We start from the raw sequence: 19,435 nt of genomic DNA, 5'->3' as shown, positions 1-19,435 counted from the left end.
CGCCCCCAGGCGTGAGCCAGGCTCAGCACCGACCTCGTCGTCGCCGCGCCATGCCCACAACGGGGACTGCCGCCGCGGACCCCCGGCCGCCAGGATCGGACCATGCACGACGAGCACGACGCGACCACGGCCATGGACGCCCCCACCGACGACTTCTACGCGTCGTCGGCCCACTCCGAACGACGCAAGCAGATCGTCGCCGCGGCGATCGAGGCCTTCCGCAGGAACGCCTTCCACGAGGTCGACGCGTCGGTCGTCGCCGAGATCGCGGGGCTGCCCGTCGGCGTCGTGACCAGCCAGTTCCCGGTGTGGAACGGCCTCGTGCTGACCGCCGCCGAGCGGTGGACGGGGCAGCGCACGGCGCCGCTCCTCCCGCTCGTCGAGAGCCACGGCACCGTGGCGTTCCTCCGCCGCATCGTGAAGTCGAACGCCGAGGACCCGGCGCTGATGCGCCTGCTGAGCGCCCTCGTCAACGTCGCCGCCACCCCGGGCCATCCCATGGGCCAGCTGCTGCAGGACGACTGGAAGGCGTTCTACCGCGTCGTCGCCGACGGCCTCCGCCGCGACGTCGACCTCGGCCGCGAGCCCGACACGATGGACCCGTCGCGCGGCGCCGAGCAGCTCGTCGCGATCTACGAGGGACTGCAGCTGCAGTCGATGGTGCGACCGCGCATGGACGTGCTCGACTCCTACGACCGCGCGGTGACCCGCCTGCGGGACGGGTGGGGCCGCCCCTACACGCCGCCGACCTGGGACCTCGACGTCGCCTGACGCCCGGCGGCCGGGCTTCCGCGTGCCCGGTCTCAGGGGTGATGCAGAGGAGGCGCATCGACGCTCCCGAAGGAGCTCGGTCACGCTCGTCCCATGACGCGCATCCCCGAACCCGACGAGACGCCCGACGGACCCGCCTGGGAGGGTCGCCTGCTCGACCGCCCCGACGAGGAGGTCGTCGACCAGGGCGTCGCCTTCGACGTCCGCACCCTGATGAGCCGCCGCGGTCTGCTCGCCGTGCTCGGCGCGGGCGCCGGCAGCCTCGTGCTGGCGGCCTGCACGACCGGGGGCGGGTCGACCTCAGGCGCGACGGGCAGCGCGACGGCGAGCGCGACGCCCTCCGCCGAGCCGACCTCGGGCAGCACGGCCGCCGTGCCCGCGGCGGAGATCCCCGACGAGACGGCCGGTCCCTACCCGGGCGACGGGTCGAACGGGCCCGACGTGCTCGCGCGCTCGGGCATCGTGCGCAGCGACATCCGCTCGAGCCTCGACGGCGGCGCCACCGCCGCGGGGGTGCCGATGACCCTCACCCTGACGATCCTCGACCAGGCGGCGGGCGACGCCCCGTTCGCCGGCGTCGCCGTCTACGTGTGGCACTGCGACGCGTCGGGCGGGTACTCGATGTACTCCGACGGCATCACCGACGAGACGTACCTGCGCGGAGTCCAGGTGGCCGACGCCGACGGTGCCGTCACGTTCACCTCGATCTTCCCCGCGTGCTACTCGGGGCGGTGGCCGCACATCCACTTCGAGGTCTACCCCGACGCCGCGTCCGTCACCGACTCGTCGTCGACGATCGCCACGTCGCAGGTCGCGATGCCGCAGGCGGCCTGCGAGACGGTCTACGCCCTGGCCGACTACGACGGCTCGTCGCGGAACCTGGGCCAGGTCAGCCTGACGAGCGACGGCGTCTTCGGCGACGACGGCGGTGCCCTGCAGCTCGGCACGACCACGGGCGACGCGACCCGGGGGTACGCGGTCGCGCTGACGGCACGCGTCGACACGGCGACCACCCCGACGGCGGGCTCGGCGCCCGGCGGTCGGTAGGGCCCGTTCGATCTCGGTCGTCCGGCCCTCCGCGCGGCAGGCCTCGGGCGGTGCGCGCGCTCAGGGCGAACACGCGTGCCGACGCGGCGCGTCGGTGGGCAGGCTGGGCCGATGGACCTCCTCGTGCTCGGCGGCACCGCGTGGCTCGGCCACGCCGTGGCCTCCGCCGCCCTCGACGCCGGACACCGCGTCACCTGCCTCGCCCGAGGGGACGACGTCCCCGCGGGCGCCGACCTCGTCCGGGCCGACCGCGACCACGACGACGCCCTGGCGGGCGTGGCCGACCGGTCGTGGGACGCGGTCGTCGACGTCGCCCGTCAGCCGGGCCACGTCCGCCGGGCGGTCCGCGACCTCGAGCCCGTCGCCGACCGCTACGTCTTCGTGTCGAGCGTCAGCGCCTACGCGTCGCAGGCCGAGCTCGGGGCCGACGAGCGAGCCGCGCTCCTCCCGCCCCTGGCCGCGGACGAGTACGCCGGAGCGGACGAGTACGGCGCCGCGAAGGTCGCGGGCGAGGAGGCCGTCGTCGCCGGCTTCGGCCCCGACCGGGCCACGATCGTCCGGCCGGGACTCATCGGCGGGCCCGGCGACCCGACGGGTCGCAGCAGCTGGTGGCCGGCGCGCTTCGCGCGCTCCGCCGTCGGCGACTCAGGCGACGTCGTCGTCGACGCTGCCGCCGACGGCCCGGACGAGGTGCTCGTGCCGCTCGCTCCTGAGCTGCCGACGTCGATGGTCGACGTGCGCGACCTCGCGGCCTGGATCGTCCGGCTCGCGACCCGCGGCCCCGGCGGCGCGTTCGACGCCGTCGGGACGTCGCGCCCGTTCCCCGAGCTGATCGACGCGGCCCGGCGCGTGGCCGGACACGACGGGCCGGTCGTCACCGCGCCTCCGGAGTGGCTGCTGACGCAGGGGGTCGCCCAGTGGGCCGGACCGCGGTCGCTGCCGCTGTGGATCGCGGAGCGCGAGGCGTGGGGCATGAACGCGCGGTCGGGCGCGGCGGCGAGGGCGGCAGGCCTCCGCCTGCGGCCGCTCGACGAGACGCTGCGGGACGCCCTCGAGGCGGAGCGGCGACGACCCGACGCGGGGCCGCACGGGTCGGGGCTCACCCTCGCCGAGGAGGCCGAGCTGCTCGCGGCGGTGCCCCGCGCCTGAGCCGGGCGCGGGCCTACCGGCGGGCTCAGGCCGGTCGTAGAGTCGGCCTCGACGTCACGACCCGTCGGGCTGTTCCGCGACCGACGCGACGGACGACCACCTCGACGGGAGCACCCATGACCGAGATCCTCGTGTTCCACCACGTGCAAGGGCTGACCGACGGGGTGCGCGACTTCGCGGCGCGGCTCGCGGGCGACGAGCACGTCGTCCACGTGCCCGACCTCTACGACGGCCGGCTCTTCGACGACATCGACGCCGGCATCGCCCACGCGCAGTCGCTCGACCGCGACGAGGTCGGCGCCCGCGTCGACGCGATCGCCGACGGACTGCCCGCCGACCTCGTCGTGGCCGGCTTCTCGTGGGGTGCGATGCACGCCCAGCGCCTGGCCCAGACGCGACCGGGCTGTCGAGGGGCGCTGCTCTACGAGGCGTTCGTCGCGCTCGGCGCAGAGTGGTCGTTCGGTCCCTGGCCGGCCGGCGTCCGGGCACAGGTGCACGGGATGGACGCCGACCCGTTCTTCGCCCTCGAGGGCGACCTCGACGCGGCCCGCGAGCTCGTCGACGTGGTCGGCCCCGAGCAGGCCGAGCTGTTCACGTACCCGGGCGACACCCACCTGTTCACCGACAGCTCGCTGCCGCAGCACGACGCCGCTGCGACGCGGCTCGTGATCGAGCGCTCACGGGCCTTCCTCGCGCGGGCCTGACCCCGGGGCGGCGCCGGCAGACCCCGCCCTCGCACGCACCTGACCCGGGCGTCACATGGCCCTCGCGTCAGAGCAGGTGGCCCGTCGAGGCGCTGCCCGACATGCCCTTGGCCTGGCCGCGGCCGGCCTCGCCCTCGAGGCGGGCCCGGGCCTCGTCGCGGAGGGCGTCGCCCTCCGCCTCGAGCCCTGAGGGCACGCCGCCCGGACGGCGATCACGCCGAGCGAGGGCGACGGTGACGACGACGATCGCGGCGACGAACGCCACGATGAGGACGATGGCTGTGGTCATGTGGAGCCCCCTTCACTGACCCGTCACCCTAGCGGCGCGGCCGTGCGGCGTCACGTCCCGCGCGTCACGTCGCGTTGTGTCGCGACGCGACGCCCGGACCGTGACGCGACGCGCCCGCGCCGCCGCACGGCCCGCTACGATCGTCGGCGGGGAGGGGCACATGAGTCTCGGGGGAGAAGAAGGCAGCGACGCACCGCGCAGCGGGCGTCGCCGGTTCTGGCTGACGGCGGGCGGCATCGCCGTCGTGCTGGCGATCGTGGCGGGCGCCGCCGTCGTGTGGTCGTCGAACCGGTCCGAGCCGACGGCGAGCACGTCCACCGCGACGCCGTCCAGCGGTGCGACGCGGTCCGCGAGCGCCAGCCCCACCGCCACGACCACGCCCAGCCCGACGCCCGAGCCGAGCGCCTCCGCGACGCCGCAGCCGGCGACCGCCGAGCCCGTGCCCGCCGGCGCGCCCGACCCGTTCGTCACGTCCGTCCCCGCCGGCACCGTCGTGGCCGAGGGCGACGTCGTCTCGCCCAAGGGCAGCATCCGCTTCCACTACCGGATGGTCGCGAACGGCGACGACACCTACACGGCCGACTACTCCGGCTTCACCTCGACGCTGCCCGTGCCGGTCGGCGTCACCCTCAAGGAGCTCGCCCCGAGCGTCGGCGACGGCCTCGCCGACCACGGCACGGGCGACCTGCAGCTCGGCGGCCCGACCTCCGGCACGGCGCTCGCGTCGTCGGCCAGCCTCGGCGGCGTCGGCCAGCCGTCGTACCTGCTCGCCCTCGTGACCTACTCGGCCGCCGCCTCCGACCCCGACCTGCCCGTCGAGATCGGCCCCGACAAGGTGCTCGCCGTCGAGGACCTCCGTTGGGACATCCCCGAGCGCCAGTCGAACATCACCCCCGTCGACGCCGGCGCTCGCGACTTCGCGGTCGGCACCGTGCCGACGACCACGGCGACCGGCGGCCCGCGCGCCTACCTCGTCGCCCCGGGCGACTTGCTCGGCGAGGTCGCCGGACGCTTCGGCATCTCGCCGGCCGCCCTCATCTACCTGAACAAGAACTTGATGGTGCTCGGCGACCAGCAGTACCTGCTCGAGGGCACGATCATCAACCTCGACCCGAACGAGATCTGACGCCGGAGGCGTCCCCCGAGCCCCGGAGGCGCGCCCTCCTCCCTGCCCCGCCCGCCTCCGAGCACCCGGGGCGCGGCTGTGCCAGGCTCGCTCCATGCGCATCGACGAGTGGTGGACCGACCTCCTGCCGGCCACGCGGCAGTGGCTGACCGACAACGCGGGCGACGCGGTCGCGCCGTGGGTGCTCGAGCAGATCACGGCGATCACCGGCGAGCCGACCGACGACGACGACTGGGTGGGCGAGGTCGGGGGCGACGAGTTCTTCCTCTCCGACGAGGCGACCGACTGGATCGAGACCGCGGCGAACGACGAGGACGACGACCTCGACCCCGACGAGGGCTGACGCGCCCGACCCGACCCGACCCTGCCCGGCCTGACCCGACTCGGCCCGGCCCAGCGACACCTGTCGTTCACATCCGGTTCACCCGTCGCACCCGCGGAGGCGGCAGGGTGTGCGGAGCCCCGCCTCCGGGGCCCTCCACCCCTCAGATCGGACCCTCCGCATGCGCCCGTTGCTCCTGCGCCTCGGTGCCACGACGATGGTCGGCTGCGTCGCCGCCGTCGGCCTCGTGGGCCTCGCCGCCGCCCCCGCCTCCGCCGTGCCCACGGTCGCCGCCGCCTCCCCCGTCGTCATCAACGAGGTCGAGTCGAACGGCGACGACACCGACTGGGTCGAGCTGACCACGACGGGCGACGCGACCGTCGACCTCTCGGGCTGGTCCTTCCTCGACGACGACGACAGCCACGCGCCGTACGTGCTGCCCGCGGGCTCGTCCGTCTCCCCCGGCGGCTTCTTCGTCGTCGACCAGGCGCAGGGCACGCGCCCCGGCTTCGACTTCGGCCTCGGCGGCGCCGACACGGCCCGCCTCTCGGACGCCGCCGGCGCCCTCGTGGCCTCGTACTCCTGGACCGAGCACAGCCCGGTCACCTACGGCCGCTCCCCCGACGGCACCGGCGCGTTCGTCACCACCACGACCTCGACCAAGGGAGGCGCGAACGACGTCTCGACGCCGCTGCGCATCAACGAGGTCGAGTCGCAGGGCGGCGACCCGGGCGACTGGGTCGAGCTCGTCAACACCGGCACGACGGCCCTCGACGCGACGGGCCTCGTGCTCTCCGACGACGACGACGCCCACCGCTACGCCCTGCCGACCGGCTCCGTCGTCGAGCCCGGCGGCTTCCTCGTCGTCGACGAGCTGAGCGACACCGCCCCCGGGTTCGACTTCGGCCTCGGCGGCGCCGACAGCGCCCGCCTCCTCGCGGCCGACGGCGTGACCGTCCTCGACTCGTACAGCTGGACCGAGCACGCCGCCGTCACCTGGGGCCGCAGCCCCGACGGCACCGGCGACTTCGCCGCGACGACCGAGGCCACCAAGGGCTCCGCGAACGTGTTCGAGGGCACCGTCCTCGCCCAGCCGTGGCCCGGCGGCCCCGACGACGTCGCGCTCGACGACGAGGGCACCTTCGCGGGCGACCTCAGCGGCCTCGACTACGAGCCCTCCGGCACCGCCGCCGACGGCACCCTCTGGGCCGTGCAGAACGGCGACGGCCTGCTGTACCGCATCGTCTCCGACGGCGCGGGCGGCTGGGCGCCCGCCGCGGGATGGACCGCGGGTGCGACCCTCCGCTACCCCGACGGCGTGACGACGAGCGTCGTGGACGCCGAGGGCGTCACGGTCGCCGGCGACTCCTCCGCCGGCGGCGTCTACGTCTCGTCCGAGCGCGACAACGCGGCCTCGGGCACGAGCCGGCCGTCGGTGCTGCGCTACGACGTGACCGGCGCGACCGGCTCGGACGCCCTCGTCGCGACCGACGAGTGGGACCTGGCCGCCGACTTCCCCGGCCTCGGCGCGAACGCCGGCCTCGAGGGCATCACGTGGGTGCCCGACGCGTGGCTCACGGAGCGGGGCTTCCTCGACGAGGCGACCGGCGCCTCCTACGCCCCGGCCTCGTACCCCGGACACGGCGACGGCCTCTTCTTCGTCGGTGTCGAGGGCACGGCGAGCGTCTACGGCTACGCCTTGATGGCCGACGGTTCGGCGCAGCGCGTCGCCACGATCGGCACGGGCCTCGACGTCGTCGCCGACGTGCAGTTCGACGCCGACCTCGACGCGATGTGGGTCGTCTGCGACGAGGCCTGCTCGGGCCGGACGGCGCTCTTCGGCCTCGACCAGGGCACCTTCGTCGAGGAGGCGCGGTACGAGGCCCCGACGAACGCCGACCGCGGCCTCGCCAACGAGGGCTTCGCCGTGGCCGACGCCGCGACCTGCTCCGGCGGCGCACGCCTGACGTTCTACGCCGACGACGCCGACACCGACGGGTTCTCGCTGCGCCAGGGCACGCTGCCCTGCACCGACCCGGAGGCCCCCGCCGACCCCGGCACGCCCACCGACCCGGGCACCCCTGCCGACCCCGGCACGCCTGCTGACCCCGGCACGCCTGCTGACCCGGGCACCCCGGTCGACGGCGGCCCGGTGGCCGGCGCGCCCGGCGCGGGCCCGGTCGTGCCCGGCTCGGACGCGGCCGACGGGAGCGGCACCCCGGTGACGAGCGCCTCCGGGTCGCTCGCCTACACGGGCGGCACCGACGCCCGGGTCGGCGTGGCCGCCGCCGCCCTCGCGATGCTCGCGGGCGCCGTCGCGCTGCTCGTGCACCGCCGCCGCCGCGCGTAGCGCCCCCGCCGGACGGTTCCGCCCTCCGGACCGCAGCCCCGACCGCCTCGCGCGGCCGGGGCTGCGGTCGTCCGCGCCCACGGGTGCCGCGTCACGTTCTGCGCGTCGCGTCGGGTCCTGCCGGGACGTGATGCGCGGAACGTGACGCGACGCGTGCCGGCAGGGGAAGGGCTTTCTTCGTTTGTGTTGTTTTCTGTCCGTTCATGTGGTTTCATCGTCCGAACGGGATCGAGCTCCACCAGCCGGACCCGGGAGAACGACGGCGTTCCGCGACGATCGAGCCCGACCGACGCAGGCGCCCTGACCAGCAGGAGGCCCGCGCATGATCCTCACCGTCACGCCGAACCCCTCGCTCGACCGCACGATCGAGCTGACGGGCGAGCTGCAGAGGGGCCAGGTGCAGCGCGCCGCGCGCACCACCGACGAGCCCGGCGGCAAGGGCGTCAACGTCTCGCGGGCGCTCTCCGCCTCCGGCGCCGAGACCGTCGCCCTCCTGCCCGGCCTGCTCGACGACCCGGTGCTCACCGCCCTCCGCAGCCGCGGCGTCGCGACCGTGAACCTGCCGATCGACGAGCGCCTCCGCGCGAACGTCACGGTCACCGAGCCCGGCGGCACCACGACGAAGATCAACGAGCTCGGCCCCGACCTCAGCGCCCATGCCGACGCCCTGACCGCGCTCGTCGTCGAGCACGCGCCGCTCGCCTCGTGGCTCGTGCTGGCGGGCTCGCTGCCGCCCGGCCTCCCCACGACCTGGCTGGCCGACGTCGTCGACGCGGTCCGCGCCTCCTGCGGCGACTCGGCCCCCCGCGTGGCCGTCGACTCGTCGGGCGCCCCGTTCGCCGCGCTCGTCGCCTCGGGCGTCCGCGTCGACCTGGCGAAGCCCAACGCCGAAGAGCTGGCCGAGATCGTCGGCGGCGACGCCGAGACCTTCGAGGCCGACGTCGACGCGGCCGTGGCGGGCGCCCAGCGCCTGCGCGCGCTCGGCGTCGACGCCGTGCTGCTGACCCTCGGCAGCGTCGGCGCCGTGCTCGTCGACGGCGACGGCGCCTGGTTCGCCGCGGCGCCGACCATCGTCCCCCTCAGCACGGTGGGGGCCGGCGACTCGTCGCTGGCCGGCTACCTGCTCGCCGAGACGGCGGGCGCCGCGGCGCCCGCCCGCCTCGCCCAGGCCGTGGCGTCGGGAGCCGCCGCGGCGTCGCTGCCCGGCAGCATCGTCCCCTCCCTCGACCAGACCTCCCCCGAGGCGATCGACGTCGTCGAGGCGGCCCCCGCCGTCGTCGAGCACGCCTGACCGCCCCCGCACCACCGGCACGCCCCGCAGCACCCGCACCGAGCACCGCCACCCCTCAGACACCGTCGCCTGACCCCAAGGAGCACACCACCATGTCCGCACTGATCAGCACCGACCTCGTCGGTCTCGACGAAGACCTGGGAGCGACGTCGACCGACGTCATCCGCACCCTCGCCGGTCGCGTGGCGGCCTCGGGCCGCGCCGGCTCGGCCGACTCGCTCGCCGACGACGCCATCGCCCGCGAGGCCTCCGTCGGCACCGGCGTGCCCGGCGGCATCGCCATCCCCCACGCCCGGTCGTCGTCGGTCACCGAGCCGACGCTCGCCTTCTCGCGCCTGCGGCGCACCGTCCCCTTCGGCGCCCCCGACGGCGACGCCGACATCGTCTTCATGATCGCCGTGCCCGAGGGCGCCGACAGCGACCACATGACGGTCCTCTCCACCCTGGCCCGGGCGCTGATCCGCGACGACTTCACCGCCGCCCTCCGCGCCGCGGCCACGCCCGCCGACATCGTCGAGCTGGTCGACCGCGAGGTGAGCGGCGAGGTGGCCGAGACCCGCGGCACGACCGGCACCACCACGACCGGCGCGACGACCGGCGCCGCCGCGACCGACGGTTCCGCGGCCCGGCGCCCGCAGCTCGTCGGCGTCACCGCCTGCCCCACCGGCATCGCGCACACCTACATGGCCGCCGACGCGCTCGTCGCCGCCGCGAAGCGCCTCGGCGCCGACCTGCAGATCGAGACGCAGGGCTCGTCGAAGGTCACCCCGCTCGACCCCGCCGTCATCGCCGCGGCCGACGCCGTGATCTTCGCGGTCGACGTCGACGTGCGCGACCAGTCGCGCTTCGCCGGCAAGCCCGTCGTCCGCGGCCCGGTCAAGCGCGGCGTGGACGCCCCCGACGCGATGGTGAAGGAGGCGGTGGCCGCGTCCACCGACCCGAACGCCCCCCGCGTGGCCGGCTCGGCCGACTCGTCGGCGACGCAGGAGCACGTCGCGAAGGAGGGCTTCGGCTCGTCCCTCAAGCGCTGGCTGCTCACCGGCGTCTCGTACATGATCCCGTTCGTCGCCGGAGGAGGCCTCCTCCTCGCGCTCGGCTTCCTGCTCTCGGGCTACGAGATCGCCGGCAACGCCGCGACCGTCCTCACCGACTACTCGCTGACGAACCTGCCGCCCCAGGGCCTGCAGTACTTCCTCGGCGCCGCCGCCTTCCAGATCGGCAACCTGTCGATGGGCTTCCTCGTCGCGGCCCTCGCCGGCTACATCGCCTACGCCATCGCCGACCGTCCGGGCATCGCGCCCGGGTTCGTCGCGGGAGCCGTCGCCGTCTTCATGGGAGCCGGCTTCATCGGCGGCCTCGTCGGCGGCCTGCTCGCCGGGTTCGCGGCCTACTGGATCGGTCGTCCGACGGTCCCCCGCTGGCTGCGGGGCCTGATGCCCGTCGTGATCATCCCGCTGCTCGCGTCGATCTTCGCCAGCGGCCTGCTCGTCCTCGTGCTCGGCGGCCCCATCGCGGCCCTCACCGTCGCGCTGACCGACTTCCTCAACGGCCTGAACGGCACGGGCGCCGTGGTGCTCGGCGTCGTGCTCGGGCTCATGATGTGCGTCGACCTCGGAGGCCCCGTCAACAAGGTGGCGTACTCGTTCGCCGTCGCCGGCCTCTCGGCCGGGTCGCTGTCCGACAACCCCGCCCCGCTGATGATCATGGCGGCGGTCATGGGCGCCGGCATGGTGCCCCCGCTCGCCATGGCCCTCGCCTCGACCGTGCTGTACCGCAAGGGCTTCACTCAGGTCGAGCGCTCGAACGGCACGGCGGCCTGGCTGCTCGGCGCCTCGTTCATCTCCGAGGGCGCGATCCCGTTCGCCGCGGCCGACCCGCTGCGCGTCATCCCCGCCAGCATGGCCGGGGGCGCCGTCACCGGCGCGATCTCGATGGCCGCGGGCGTCACCTCGCAGGCTCCCCACGGCGGCATCTTCGTGTTCTTCGCGATCGAGAACCTCGGCATGTGGGTCGTCGCGATCCTCGCGGGCACCGTGGTGTCGGCCGTCGTCCTCGTGGGCCTCAAGCGCTTCGTGCGTCGGGGCACCCCCACCGAGGCCGGCGCCGACACGGCGGCCGCGGACGCCGGCGCCACCGTCGGGCAGCGGAGCCCCGTGGCGGCATAGCCCACCACACGCAGGAGGCGCGGTGCAGCAGCAGCTGCACCGCGCCTCCCGCGTCCGGTCACCTCGTGCGCCGTGGCCCTCGTGGGCGCACGGCAGGCCTACGTCGTGGGGCCGTAGAACGACTCGATGTCGGCCAGCTCCATCTCGGCGGTCTGCTGGATGAGCGAGAGCAGGTCCTCGTCGAGGCCCGGTGAGAACTCCTCGAGGCGCTCGGGCGAGATGGTCGAGGGCGCGCCCGTCGGCGCCTGCTCGGTCGCGGTGAGGTCGGTGCCGTCGCCCGAGGGCGAGGCGCCCTGGAAGATCTTGCCTGCCTCCGACTTGCCGTCGAGGTCGAACGTGTACTGCTTGCTCTGCAGCCCCAGGTCGAGGAGCTCCTTGACCTCGGGGAACGCCTCGGCGTTCGTCTTCGGGATCGGCAGCAGCTTGCCCCAGTCGACGCCGAGGGTCTCGAGCGCCTTCGCGTAGGCGTTCTCGTGCGCCTGGTCGCGGACGATGAGGTACGCGACCGTCTTGCGGGCGACCGGGTTGTCGGTCATCTCGTAGATGCGGCTCTTCTGCAGCCGCCCCGTCGACTCGAGCATGAGGTCGTACAGCAGGTCGAGCGGCAGGTTGCCGCTGTTGTAGACGTAGCTGCCGCTCCACGGGTTGCCGACCGAGTCGACGGGCAGAGCGCCCTGCGCCCCGACGAGGTAGTGGTGGATGTTGCCCGTGTCGAGCGCGATGCCCAGGGGGGTCGCGCCTCCTGCCCCCGGGGTGTCGAGCGGGTCGGTGAGCTTGCCGGTGTACTGCGGGCTGCCGTCGAGCAGGCGCGAGATCGTCGTGCCGATCAGCTCGACGTGGCTGATCTCCTCCGTGCCGATGCCCTGGATGAGGTCGCGGTAGGGCTTCGCCGCCGGTCCGCGGAAGTTCATGGCCTGGAAGAGGTACTGCATCATGGTGCGCATCTCGCCGAACTGGCCGCCGAGGCCCTCCTGCAGCGCGTTCGCGGCGGCGGGGTCGGGCTCGCCGTCGGCGATGTCGTTGATCCAGGTCTGTGCGTGGAAGTACATGGTTCCTCCTTGCGTGACGAGCGACGCGGTGTCGCCGGGCCCACCATGCGCCCTCGACGGTCTCGCGGTGCCGGTCCCGTTCGCATCCCGTCCGCCACGAGGCGCGTGTCGCTCTCAGGGAACGCCCAGCCGATCCGACCAACCGATTTCCGCGAGGGCGGCGAATGCTTGGTATCCCCACCGGGAATCACAGAAAAGGACCTGATCATGAACGCTTTCACGCGCAAGAACATCGTCAAGGCCGGCCTGGGCGTCGTCGCCTCGGGCGCCCTCGTCTTCTCCCTCGCCGCCTGCTCCATGGACGACGCCGGATCGAGCTCGTCGAGCAGCAGCTCGTCGTCGGCCTCGTCCGAGCCCTCCGCGGCCGCGACCCCCCTGGCCTCGCTGCCCGACCTGAGCAAGGGCGTCGACACCGAGGTCACCGTCGACGGCAGCTTCGTCGACGCGCTCACCAGCCTCGGCCTGACCCCCGGCGTCGTCGGCTCGGCCACGTTCGACTCGGCCACCGGCACCTTCGCCTTCCCGATCACCGGCGGGAACGTCGACTACTACGACCCCGCCAGCGACGTGCGTCCGTACGTGCAGGGCGAGATCGACCACGACGGCTCGGGCCTCAGCCTGACGGGCGGCGGCAAGGTCGTCGAGCTCAGCGACTTCCGCATCGACCCGGGCGCCTCGAAGCTCTACGGCACGGTCACCGTCGACGGCACGGTCGCGGCCGAGGACGCCTACCTCTTCAACCTCTGGGGCGGCTCGCTGAAGCCCCTGCAGACCGACGGCGACAACGCCATCCTCGAGGGCACCACGGTGCACATCAGCCCCGACGCGGCCTCGCTGCTCAACACGACCTTCGGAACCACGGCCGTCCAGGACGAGCTCCTCGTCGGCGTCGCGAAGATCACCGTCGCCACCAAGTAACCTCTCTCCCTCTTGGCGGCGGCGACATCGGCGCCCTGTGCGCCGGTGTTCCCGGTGGACCCCCCTCTCGTCTCGTGGACGGGAGGGGGGTTTCCCTCGTCCCGGGGCGCCCTCGGCCCGAGCGCAGGCCCGCCCCCGCGACCGGGCACGGGCTACTGTCGATCGGGATGAGCGACGACGCCCGACACCCCGGCCCCGACGGCGCCCCCGACCCGCGGACCGCGTGGACCGCCCGGCGCGGCCCCCTCCTCACGCTCGCCCTGATCGTCGGCATCTCGCCCTTCGCGACCGACCTCTACATCCCCGGCCTGCCCGCCATCGCGACCGACCTCGGCGCCTCGACGGCCTCGGTGCAGCTGACGCTCACCGCCTTCCTCGTGGCCTTCGCCGTCGGCCAGCTCGTCGTCGGGCCGATCAGCGACGGGGTCGGCCGGAGGCGCATCCTCCTCGCCGGGACCGCCCTCTTCACCGTCGCCAGCGTCGTCTGCGCGCTCTCGCCCGACGTCACGACGCTCGTGCTCGCCCGCGTCGTGCAGGGCCTCGGCGGCGCGGCCGCCGCCGTCTCGGGCCGGGCCATGGTCGGCGACGCCGCGACCGGCACGCTCCGCAGCCGCCTGTTCGCGACCCTCGCCGTGGTCAACTCGGTCGGCCCGGTGGTCGCCCCGCTCGTCGGCGGGCTCGTGCTGTCGTTCTCGTCGTGGCGGGCCGCGTTCGTCGTGCTGGCCGTGCTGGGCCTCGGGCTGACCGTGGCCGCGGCCCGGCTGCTGCCCGAGACCCTCCTCGCGACGAACCCCGGCGGCAGCTCGCCCCGCGCGGTCGTCGGACGCATGGCCGAGCTGCTGCGCATCCCGCGCTTCCGCTGGTACCTCGTGACCGGCTGCGCCGCGACGATCGGCTTCTTCGCGTACATCGCGACGTCGTCGTTCGTCTTCCAGCAGCAGTACGGCTTCGGCGAGGGTCTCTACACGATCGTCTTCGCGTCGAACGCGTCGTGCATGATCGCGTCGACCCTCGTCTTCCGCCACCTCGTCGGCCGCTTCGACGAGGACCGCCTCTACACGATCGGCCTCGTCACCTGCACGGCCGGCTCGGCCCTCGTGCTCGTCGGCGCGGTCAGCGGCGTCGGCCCCGCCCTCGTCTGGCCCGCGCTGGCCCTCGTCACGGCCGGCTGGGGCTGGGTGATCCCCGGCTCGATCACGCTGACGCAGGCGCTCGGCCACCGCCACCCGGGCACGGCGTCCGCGCTCGTCGGCGGCCTGCAGTTCGGGCTCGGCGGGGCGGCGACCCCGCTCGCCGGGGCGCTCGGCGGGACCGCGACGGCGATGGGCTCGCTCATGCTCGGCTTCATCGCGGTGGGGCTGGCGGTGCAGCTCTGGGCGTCGGGGGCGCGGGGCGCGGGCTCCGGGGCCGACGCGGCCCGCGCCTCCTGACGGTCGCGCCTCTCGCCGAGGCCGGGTGTTCGTCGCCGAGGGCGGTACCGGCCGGCGAACGTCGCGCGACGTCACGGAGCGCGCGTCGCGTCACGTTCCGCCGCGACGCGACGCTCGGGACGTGACGCGACGCGACGGCGGCGCCGCCGGGTGCGTCAGCCCACGCGACCGGCGAGGGCCGCGAGCGCGACGTTCAGCTCGAGCACGTCGACCGTGGGCTCGCCGAGGTACCCGAGGTCGCGGCCCTGCACGTGCTGCTCGACGAGGGCCGACACCTCGGCGACCGGCAGGTCGCGGGCGGCGGCGACCCGCTCCACCTGCAGCCGCGCGGAGGCCGGGCTCACGTGGGGGTCGAGCCCGGACGCGGAGGCGGTGAGCGCGTCGACCGGGACGCTCGCCGGGTCGACGCCGTCGCTCGCGGCGATCGCGGCCCGGCGTTCCGCGACGGCGGCGGCGAGGTCGTCGCTCTCCGGGCCCAGGTTGCTCCCGCCCGAGGCGGAGGCGTCGTAGCCGCCGCCGGCCGCGGAGGGCCGTGACTGGAACCACTCGGGCAGGGCGGCCCCGTCGGCGTCGGTGAACGACTGGCCGACGAGCGACGAGCCGACGGCCCGGCCGTCGACCTCGACGAGCGACCCGTCGGCGCGAGCGTCGAGGGCGAGCTGGCCGACGCCCGTGACGAGGGCCGTGTAGGCGACCCCCAGGACGGCGGTGGCGACGAGCATCGCGCGGAGCGCGACGCCGTACTGGCGGGACAGGGTGCGGACGGACATGGTCTTCTCTCTGGGGTGTGTCGGGGGGCGGGGCAGGGCCGGTTAGAAGCCGGGCATCAGGCTGACGACGAGGTCGATGACCTTGATGCCGACGAACGGGGCGACGACGCCGCCGAGCCCGTAGACGAGGAGGTTGCGCGACAGGATCGACGACGCCGACGCGGCCCGGTACCGCACGCCACGGAGGGCGAGCGGGATGAGCGCGACGATCACGAGCGCGTTGAAGACGATCGCCGACAGGATCGCCGAGGCCGGTGAGCTCAGCTGCATGACGTTCAGCAGCCCGAGCCCCGGGAACACCCCGGCGAACATCGCGGGGATGATCGCGAAGTACTTCGCGACGTCGTTCGCGATCGAGAACGTCGTCAGCGCGCCGCGGGTGATGAGCAGCTGCTTGCCGATGCGCACGACGTCGATCAGCTTCGTCGGGTCGCTGTCGAGGTCGACCATGTTGCCGGCCTCCTTCGCGGCCGAGGTGCCGGTGTTCATCGCCACGCCGACGTCGGCCTGCGCGAGCGCCGGGGCGTCGTTCGTCCCGTCGCCGGTCATGGCGACGAGGGCGCCGCCCTCCTGCTCGCGGCGGATGAGGGCGAGCTTGTCCTCCGGCGTGGCCTCGGCGAGGTAGTCGTCCACGCCCGCCTCGGCGGCGATCGCCTTCGCGGTGAGCGGGTTGTCGCCCGTCACCATGACGGTGCGGATGCCCATGCTGCGCAGCTCGGCGAACCGCTCGCGCAAGCCGGTCTTGACGACGTCCTTCAGGTGGACGACGCCGAGGACTCGGGCGTCGGCCGTGGTCCCCTTCGTCGCGACGACGAGGGGCGTGCCGCCCGCGTTCGAGATCTCGTCGATGCGCGTCTGCAGCTCGTCGTGCTCGGTGCTGGCGAGCCGACCGCCGTCCTCGACCCAGGCGATGACCGAGGCGCCGGCGCCCTTGCGGATCTGCGTGCCGTCGGAGAGGTCGAGGCCCGACATGCGGGTCTGCGCCGTGAACGGCACGATCTCGCCCCGCGGCCCGCCGGCGTCGTGCCAGCCCGTGCCGAGGGCGAGGTCGACGATCGACTTCCCCTCCGGCGTCGGGTCGGCGAGCGACGACCGCGCGGCGGCGTCGACGAGCTCGGCCCGGGCCACGCCGTCGAGCGGCGTGAAGTCGGCGGCCTGGCGGTTGCCGTAGGTGATGGTGCCGGTCTTGTCGAGCAGCAGGGTCGTGACGTCGCCCGCGGCCTCGACCGCGCGGCCGGACATGGCGAGCACGTTGCGCTGCACGAGGCGGTCCATGCCGGCGATGCCGATCGCGCTGAGCAGCGCGCCGATCGTCGTCGGGATGAGGCAGACGAGCAGCGCGATGAGCACCGGGACGCTCACGGCCGCGTCGCTGTAGCTCGCGATCGGGTTCAGCGTCAGCACCACGACGACGAAGACGATCGACAGGCTCGCGAGCAGGATGTTCAGCGCGATCTCGTTGGGCGTCTTCTGCCGCGAGGCGCCCTCGACGAGGCGGATCATCCGGTCGACGAAGGTCTCGCCCGGCTTGCTCGTGATGCGCACGACGACGCGGTCGGAGAGCACCCGCGTGCCGCCGGTGACGGCGCTGCGGTCGCCGCCCGACTCGCGGATGACGGGGGCGCTCTCGCCCGTGATCGCCGACTCGTCGACGCTGGCGATGCCCCAGACGATGTCGCCGTCGCCGGGGACCAGCTCGCCGGCGGTCACGACGACCGTGTCGCCGAGGGCGAGGTCGGCCGACGAGACGGACTCGAGGGAGGCGCGCTCCGCCCCGGCGTCGCCCGTCGCGTCGTACCCCGTGACCCGGTGTGCCGCGGTGCTGGTGCGGGTCGCCTTGAGGGTCTCGGCCTGCGCCTTGCCCCGCCCCTCGGCGACGGACTCGGCGAGGTTCGCGAACACGACGGTCAGCCAGAGCCAGATCGCGATGGCCGCGGTGAACGAGGCGGGCACGGGCGAGCCGCCCGAGGTCTGCGGGCCGACGAACAGCCCGGCGACGGCGAGGATCGTCGTGTAGGCGGCGCCCACCTCGACGATGAACATGACGGGGTTGTGCCACATCTCGCGCGGGTCGAGCTTGCGGAGCGCGCCGGGCAGGGCGGCGACCAGCTGGGCGGCGCTGAACGCGCCTCCCCGGGTGCTCGTCGTCGGCGTCGCGGGGTCGGCGGCGGCGCCCGACGCGGGGTCGGTGGTGGGTGTCTCGGTGGTGGTGGACATGGTCAGACGAGCCCTTCGGCGAGCGGTCCCAGAGCGAGGACGGGGAAGTAGGTCAGCGCGGTGACGATCACGGAGACCCCGGTGAGCAGGCCCACGAACTGCGGGCGGTGGGTGGGGAGCGTGCCGGCCGTGGCGGGCACCCGGTCCTGCGCGGCGAACGAGCCGGCGAGGGCGAGCACGAGCACGATCGGCACGAACCGGCCGAGCAGCATCGCGACGCCGAGGGCCGTGTTCAGCCAGGGCGTGTTCGCGGTGAGTCCGGCGAAGGCCGAGCCGTTGTTGTTCGCGGCCGAGGTGAAGGCGTAGAGCACCTCGCTGAAGCCGTGCAGGCCCGGGTTCCAGATCGACGTGCCCTCGACGTCGGCGCGCACCGCGGGGATCGCGAAGCTCAGCGCCGTGCCGGTGAGCACGAGGGTCGGCGTGACGAGGATGTACAGGCTCGCGAGCTTGATCTCGCGCGGCCCGATCTTCTTGCCGAGGTACTCGGGGGTGCGGCCGACGAGCAGGCCCGCGATGAACACCGTGATGACGGCCAGCACGAGCATGCCGTAGAGGCCCGAGCCGACGCCGCCGGGGGCGATCTCGCCGAGCATCATGTTCAGCATCGCCGTCATGCCGCCGAGGGCCGTGTACGAGTCGTGCATCGAGTTGACCGCACCGGTCGAGGTCAGGGTCGAGGTCGAGCCGAACAGGGTGGATCCCCAGATGCCGAACCGCGCCTCCTTGCCCTCCATGGCACCGCCGGCGAGCTGGGTCGCCGTGCCGGCGCCCCGCAGCTCGAAGGCGGTCATCGCGGTGAGCGAGACGGCGAAGATCGTCGTCATGACGGCCGCGATCGCGACGCCCTGCCGGGTCGAGCCGACGATGCGGCCGAAGGTGCGCGGCAGCGAGAACGGGATCACGAGCATCAGCAGCACCTGGAAGACGTTGGTCCAGGCCGTCGGGTTCTCGAACGGGTGCGCGCTGTTGGCGTTGAAGAAGCCGCCGCCGTTCGTGCCGAGCAGCTTGATCGCCTCCTGGGAGGCGACGGGGCCGCCCGGGATCGTCGCCGTGCCCCCGGTGAGCGTGGCCACCTCGACGGGGCCCGCGACGTTCTGGATGACGCCGCCGGCGATCAGCACGACCGCGGCGACGAGCGAGAGCGGCAGCAGCAGCCGGGTCACCGCCCGGGTCAGGTCGACCCAGAAGTTGCCGAGGGTGCCGGTGCGCGTCCGGGCGAGGCCGCGCACGAGGGCCACCGCGACGGCGATGCCGACGGCCGCCGAGACGAAGTTCTGCACGACGAGGCCGAGCACCTGCACCCCGTAGCCCAGGGTGACGTCGGGCGAGTACGACTGCCAGTTCGTGTTGGCGACGAACGACGCCGCCGTGTTGAACGACAGGCCCTCGGGCACGGCCGGGAACCCGAGCGAGAGGGGCAGCACCGCCTGGAGGCGCTGGACGGCGTAGACGAACAGCACCCCGACCAGGGAGAACGCGAGCACGCCGCGCAGGTAGGCGGGCCAGGTCTGCTCGGACGACGGGTCGACGCCGATCGCGCGGTAGAGCAGGCGCTCGGCGCGGGCGTCCCGTGCCGACGAGAAGACCCGCGCCATGTGGTCGCCGAGCGGGCGGTACGCCACCACGAGCACGACGACCACGGTGAGCACCTGGAGGATGCCGAGGAGCGCCTCCATCAGAAGTCCTCGGGCTTCACGAGCGCGGCGACGAGGTAGGCGAGGGCCGCCACGGCGAGGACGGCCGCGCCGACGCTGAGGACGATCACAGCTTCTCGACCCCCTTGGCGACGAGGGCCACGACGCCGAAGACGGCGAGGGTGGCGAGGACGTAGACGATG

The 19,435-nt window shown here is 74.2% G+C and carries 17 protein-coding genes; 11 read left to right on the top strand and 6 right to left on the bottom strand.

The window, feature by feature from the left end; translation table 11 throughout:
- Window positions 1–102 precede the first annotated feature (102 nt).
- The 4 genes from EDF38_RS02755 to EDF38_RS02740 all read left to right on the top strand — a co-directional run bounded on the left by EDF38_RS02755 (window position 103) and on the right by EDF38_RS02740 (window position 3,671).
- The gene (locus tag EDF38_RS02755) at window positions 103–771 is read left to right on the top strand and encodes a TetR/AcrR family transcriptional regulator (RefSeq protein WP_123353849.1); all 669 of its coding nucleotides are present in this window, start codon (window positions 103–105) and stop codon (window positions 769–771) included.
- A 93-nt stretch (window positions 772–864) separates the two neighbouring features.
- Window positions 865–1,818, top strand: coding sequence for an intradiol ring-cleavage dioxygenase (locus EDF38_RS02750; protein ID WP_123353848.1), 954 nt, complete (start codon window positions 865–867; stop codon window positions 1,816–1,818).
- Between the two features lie 111 nt (window positions 1,819–1,929).
- Window positions 1,930–2,967: an NAD-dependent epimerase/dehydratase family protein gene (locus EDF38_RS02745; RefSeq protein ID WP_123353847.1), complete on the top strand. Its 1,038-nt coding sequence runs from the start codon at window positions 1,930–1,932 to the stop codon at window positions 2,965–2,967.
- Window positions 2,964–3,671, top strand: coding sequence for a dienelactone hydrolase family protein (locus EDF38_RS02740; RefSeq protein WP_255409851.1), 708 nt, complete (start codon window positions 2,964–2,966; stop codon window positions 3,669–3,671). The genes EDF38_RS02745 and EDF38_RS02740 overlap by 4 nt, the downstream gene beginning before the upstream one ends.
- Before the next feature lie 67 nt (window positions 3,672–3,738).
- Here EDF38_RS02740 and EDF38_RS02735 read toward each other — a convergent pair whose 3' ends face one another.
- On the bottom strand, window positions 3,739–3,960 hold the full coding sequence (locus tag EDF38_RS02735) for a hypothetical protein (protein ID WP_123353845.1): 222 nt from the start codon (window positions 3,958–3,960) through the stop codon (window positions 3,739–3,741).
- 160 nt (window positions 3,961–4,120) lie between these two features.
- Between EDF38_RS02735 and EDF38_RS02730 the strand changes: the two genes are divergently transcribed.
- The 5 genes from EDF38_RS02730 to EDF38_RS02710 all read left to right on the top strand — a co-directional run bounded on the left by EDF38_RS02730 (window position 4,121) and on the right by EDF38_RS02710 (window position 11,214).
- Entirely contained in the window at window positions 4,121–5,086 is a 966-nt protein-coding gene (locus EDF38_RS02730) for a LysM domain-containing protein (protein ID WP_148061436.1), read from the top strand.
- Between the two features lie 94 nt (window positions 5,087–5,180).
- On the top strand, window positions 5,181–5,429 hold the full coding sequence (locus EDF38_RS02725) for a hypothetical protein (RefSeq protein WP_123353843.1): 249 nt from the start codon (window positions 5,181–5,183) through the stop codon (window positions 5,427–5,429).
- A 160-nt stretch (window positions 5,430–5,589) separates the two neighbouring features.
- A complete protein-coding gene (locus EDF38_RS16335; protein WP_123353842.1) occupies window positions 5,590–7,758 on the top strand; it encodes a lamin tail domain-containing protein in 2,169 nt (722 codons plus the stop codon).
- A gap of 322 nt (window positions 7,759–8,080) precedes the next feature.
- A complete protein-coding gene (locus EDF38_RS02715) occupies window positions 8,081–9,049 on the top strand; it encodes a 1-phosphofructokinase family hexose kinase (protein WP_123353841.1) in 969 nt (322 codons plus the stop codon).
- 92 nt (window positions 9,050–9,141) lie between these two features.
- Window positions 9,142–11,214, top strand: a complete 2,073-nt coding sequence (locus EDF38_RS02710) for a fructose-specific PTS transporter subunit EIIC (protein ID WP_123353840.1) — start codon at window positions 9,142–9,144, stop codon at window positions 11,212–11,214.
- A gap of 98 nt (window positions 11,215–11,312) precedes the next feature.
- Here EDF38_RS02710 and EDF38_RS02705 read toward each other — a convergent pair whose 3' ends face one another.
- Complete coding sequence (locus EDF38_RS02705) at window positions 11,313–12,263, bottom strand: manganese catalase family protein (RefSeq protein WP_123353839.1); 951 nt, start codon at window positions 12,261–12,263, stop codon at window positions 11,313–11,315.
- A 207-nt stretch (window positions 12,264–12,470) separates the two neighbouring features.
- Between EDF38_RS02705 and EDF38_RS02700 the strand changes: the two genes are divergently transcribed.
- The gene (locus tag EDF38_RS02700; protein WP_123353838.1) at window positions 12,471–13,181 is read left to right on the top strand and encodes a hypothetical protein; all 711 of its coding nucleotides are present in this window, start codon (window positions 12,471–12,473) and stop codon (window positions 13,179–13,181) included.
- 167 nt (window positions 13,182–13,348) lie between these two features.
- Window positions 13,349–14,611, top strand: coding sequence for a multidrug effflux MFS transporter (locus EDF38_RS02695; protein ID WP_123353837.1), 1,263 nt, complete (start codon window positions 13,349–13,351; stop codon window positions 14,609–14,611).
- A gap of 155 nt (window positions 14,612–14,766) precedes the next feature.
- Here the strand turns inward: EDF38_RS02695 and kdpC are convergent, their stop codons facing one another.
- From kdpC to EDF38_RS02675, 4 genes are read right to left on the bottom strand one after another with little or no spacing between them, the layout of a single operon-like run.
- Complete coding sequence (kdpC, locus tag EDF38_RS02690) at window positions 14,767–15,381, bottom strand: potassium-transporting ATPase subunit KdpC (protein ID WP_123353836.1); 615 nt, start codon at window positions 15,379–15,381, stop codon at window positions 14,767–14,769.
- A gap of 42 nt (window positions 15,382–15,423) precedes the next feature.
- The gene (gene kdpB, locus EDF38_RS02685) at window positions 15,424–17,598 is read right to left on the bottom strand and encodes a potassium-transporting ATPase subunit KdpB (protein WP_123353835.1); all 2,175 of its coding nucleotides are present in this window, start codon (window positions 17,596–17,598) and stop codon (window positions 15,424–15,426) included.
- Between the two features lie 2 nt (window positions 17,599–17,600).
- Complete coding sequence (gene kdpA / locus EDF38_RS02680; RefSeq protein ID WP_123353834.1) at window positions 17,601–19,274, bottom strand: potassium-transporting ATPase subunit KdpA; 1,674 nt, start codon at window positions 19,272–19,274, stop codon at window positions 17,601–17,603.
- On the bottom strand, window positions 19,274–19,363 hold the full coding sequence (locus EDF38_RS02675; RefSeq protein WP_123353833.1) for a potassium-transporting ATPase subunit F: 90 nt from the start codon (window positions 19,361–19,363) through the stop codon (window positions 19,274–19,276). The genes kdpA and EDF38_RS02675 overlap by 1 nt, the downstream gene beginning before the upstream one ends.
- Window positions 19,364–19,435: the final 72 nt, after the last annotated feature.

Source organism: Frigoribacterium sp. PhB160 (assembly GCF_003751785.1).
Classification (GTDB): Bacteria; Actinomycetota; Actinomycetes; order Actinomycetales; family Microbacteriaceae; genus Frigoribacterium.
This window is presented reverse-complemented; position numbering and strand designations above follow the sequence as displayed.

What these genes read in the sequence shown, in the direction of transcription:
- EDF38_RS02755 (WP_123353849.1), top strand. Translation starts at nt 103, where the DNA reads ATGCACGACGAGCACGACGCGACCACGGCCATGGACGCCCCCACCGAC.
- EDF38_RS02750 (WP_123353848.1), top strand. Translation starts at nt 865, where the DNA reads ATGACGCGCATCCCCGAACCCGACGAGACGCCCGACGGACCCGCCTGG.
- EDF38_RS02745 (WP_123353847.1), top strand. Translation starts at nt 1,930, where the DNA reads ATGGACCTCCTCGTGCTCGGCGGCACCGCGTGGCTCGGCCACGCCGTG.
- EDF38_RS02735 (WP_123353845.1), bottom strand. Translation starts at nt 3,960, where the DNA reads ATGACCACAGCCATCGTCCTCATCGTGGCGTTCGTCGCCGCGATCGTC.
- EDF38_RS02730 (WP_148061436.1), top strand. Translation starts at nt 4,121, where the DNA reads ATGAGTCTCGGGGGAGAAGAAGGCAGCGACGCACCGCGCAGCGGGCGT.
- EDF38_RS02725 (WP_123353843.1), top strand. Translation starts at nt 5,181, where the DNA reads ATGCGCATCGACGAGTGGTGGACCGACCTCCTGCCGGCCACGCGGCAG.
- EDF38_RS16335 (WP_123353842.1), top strand. Translation starts at nt 5,590, where the DNA reads ATGCGCCCGTTGCTCCTGCGCCTCGGTGCCACGACGATGGTCGGCTGC.
- EDF38_RS02715 (WP_123353841.1), top strand. Translation starts at nt 8,081, where the DNA reads ATGATCCTCACCGTCACGCCGAACCCCTCGCTCGACCGCACGATCGAG.
- EDF38_RS02710 (WP_123353840.1), top strand. Translation starts at nt 9,142, where the DNA reads ATGTCCGCACTGATCAGCACCGACCTCGTCGGTCTCGACGAAGACCTG.
- EDF38_RS02705 (WP_123353839.1), bottom strand. Translation starts at nt 12,263, where the DNA reads ATGTACTTCCACGCACAGACCTGGATCAACGACATCGCCGACGGCGAG.
- EDF38_RS02700 (WP_123353838.1), top strand. Translation starts at nt 12,471, where the DNA reads ATGAACGCTTTCACGCGCAAGAACATCGTCAAGGCCGGCCTGGGCGTC.
- EDF38_RS02695 (WP_123353837.1), top strand. Translation starts at nt 13,349, where the DNA reads ATGAGCGACGACGCCCGACACCCCGGCCCCGACGGCGCCCCCGACCCG.
- kdpC (WP_123353836.1), bottom strand. Translation starts at nt 15,381, where the DNA reads ATGTCCGTCCGCACCCTGTCCCGCCAGTACGGCGTCGCGCTCCGCGCG.
- kdpB (WP_123353835.1), bottom strand. Translation starts at nt 17,598, where the DNA reads ATGTCCACCACCACCGAGACACCCACCACCGACCCCGCGTCGGGCGCC.
- kdpA (WP_123353834.1), bottom strand. Translation starts at nt 19,274, where the DNA reads ATGGAGGCGCTCCTCGGCATCCTCCAGGTGCTCACCGTGGTCGTCGTG.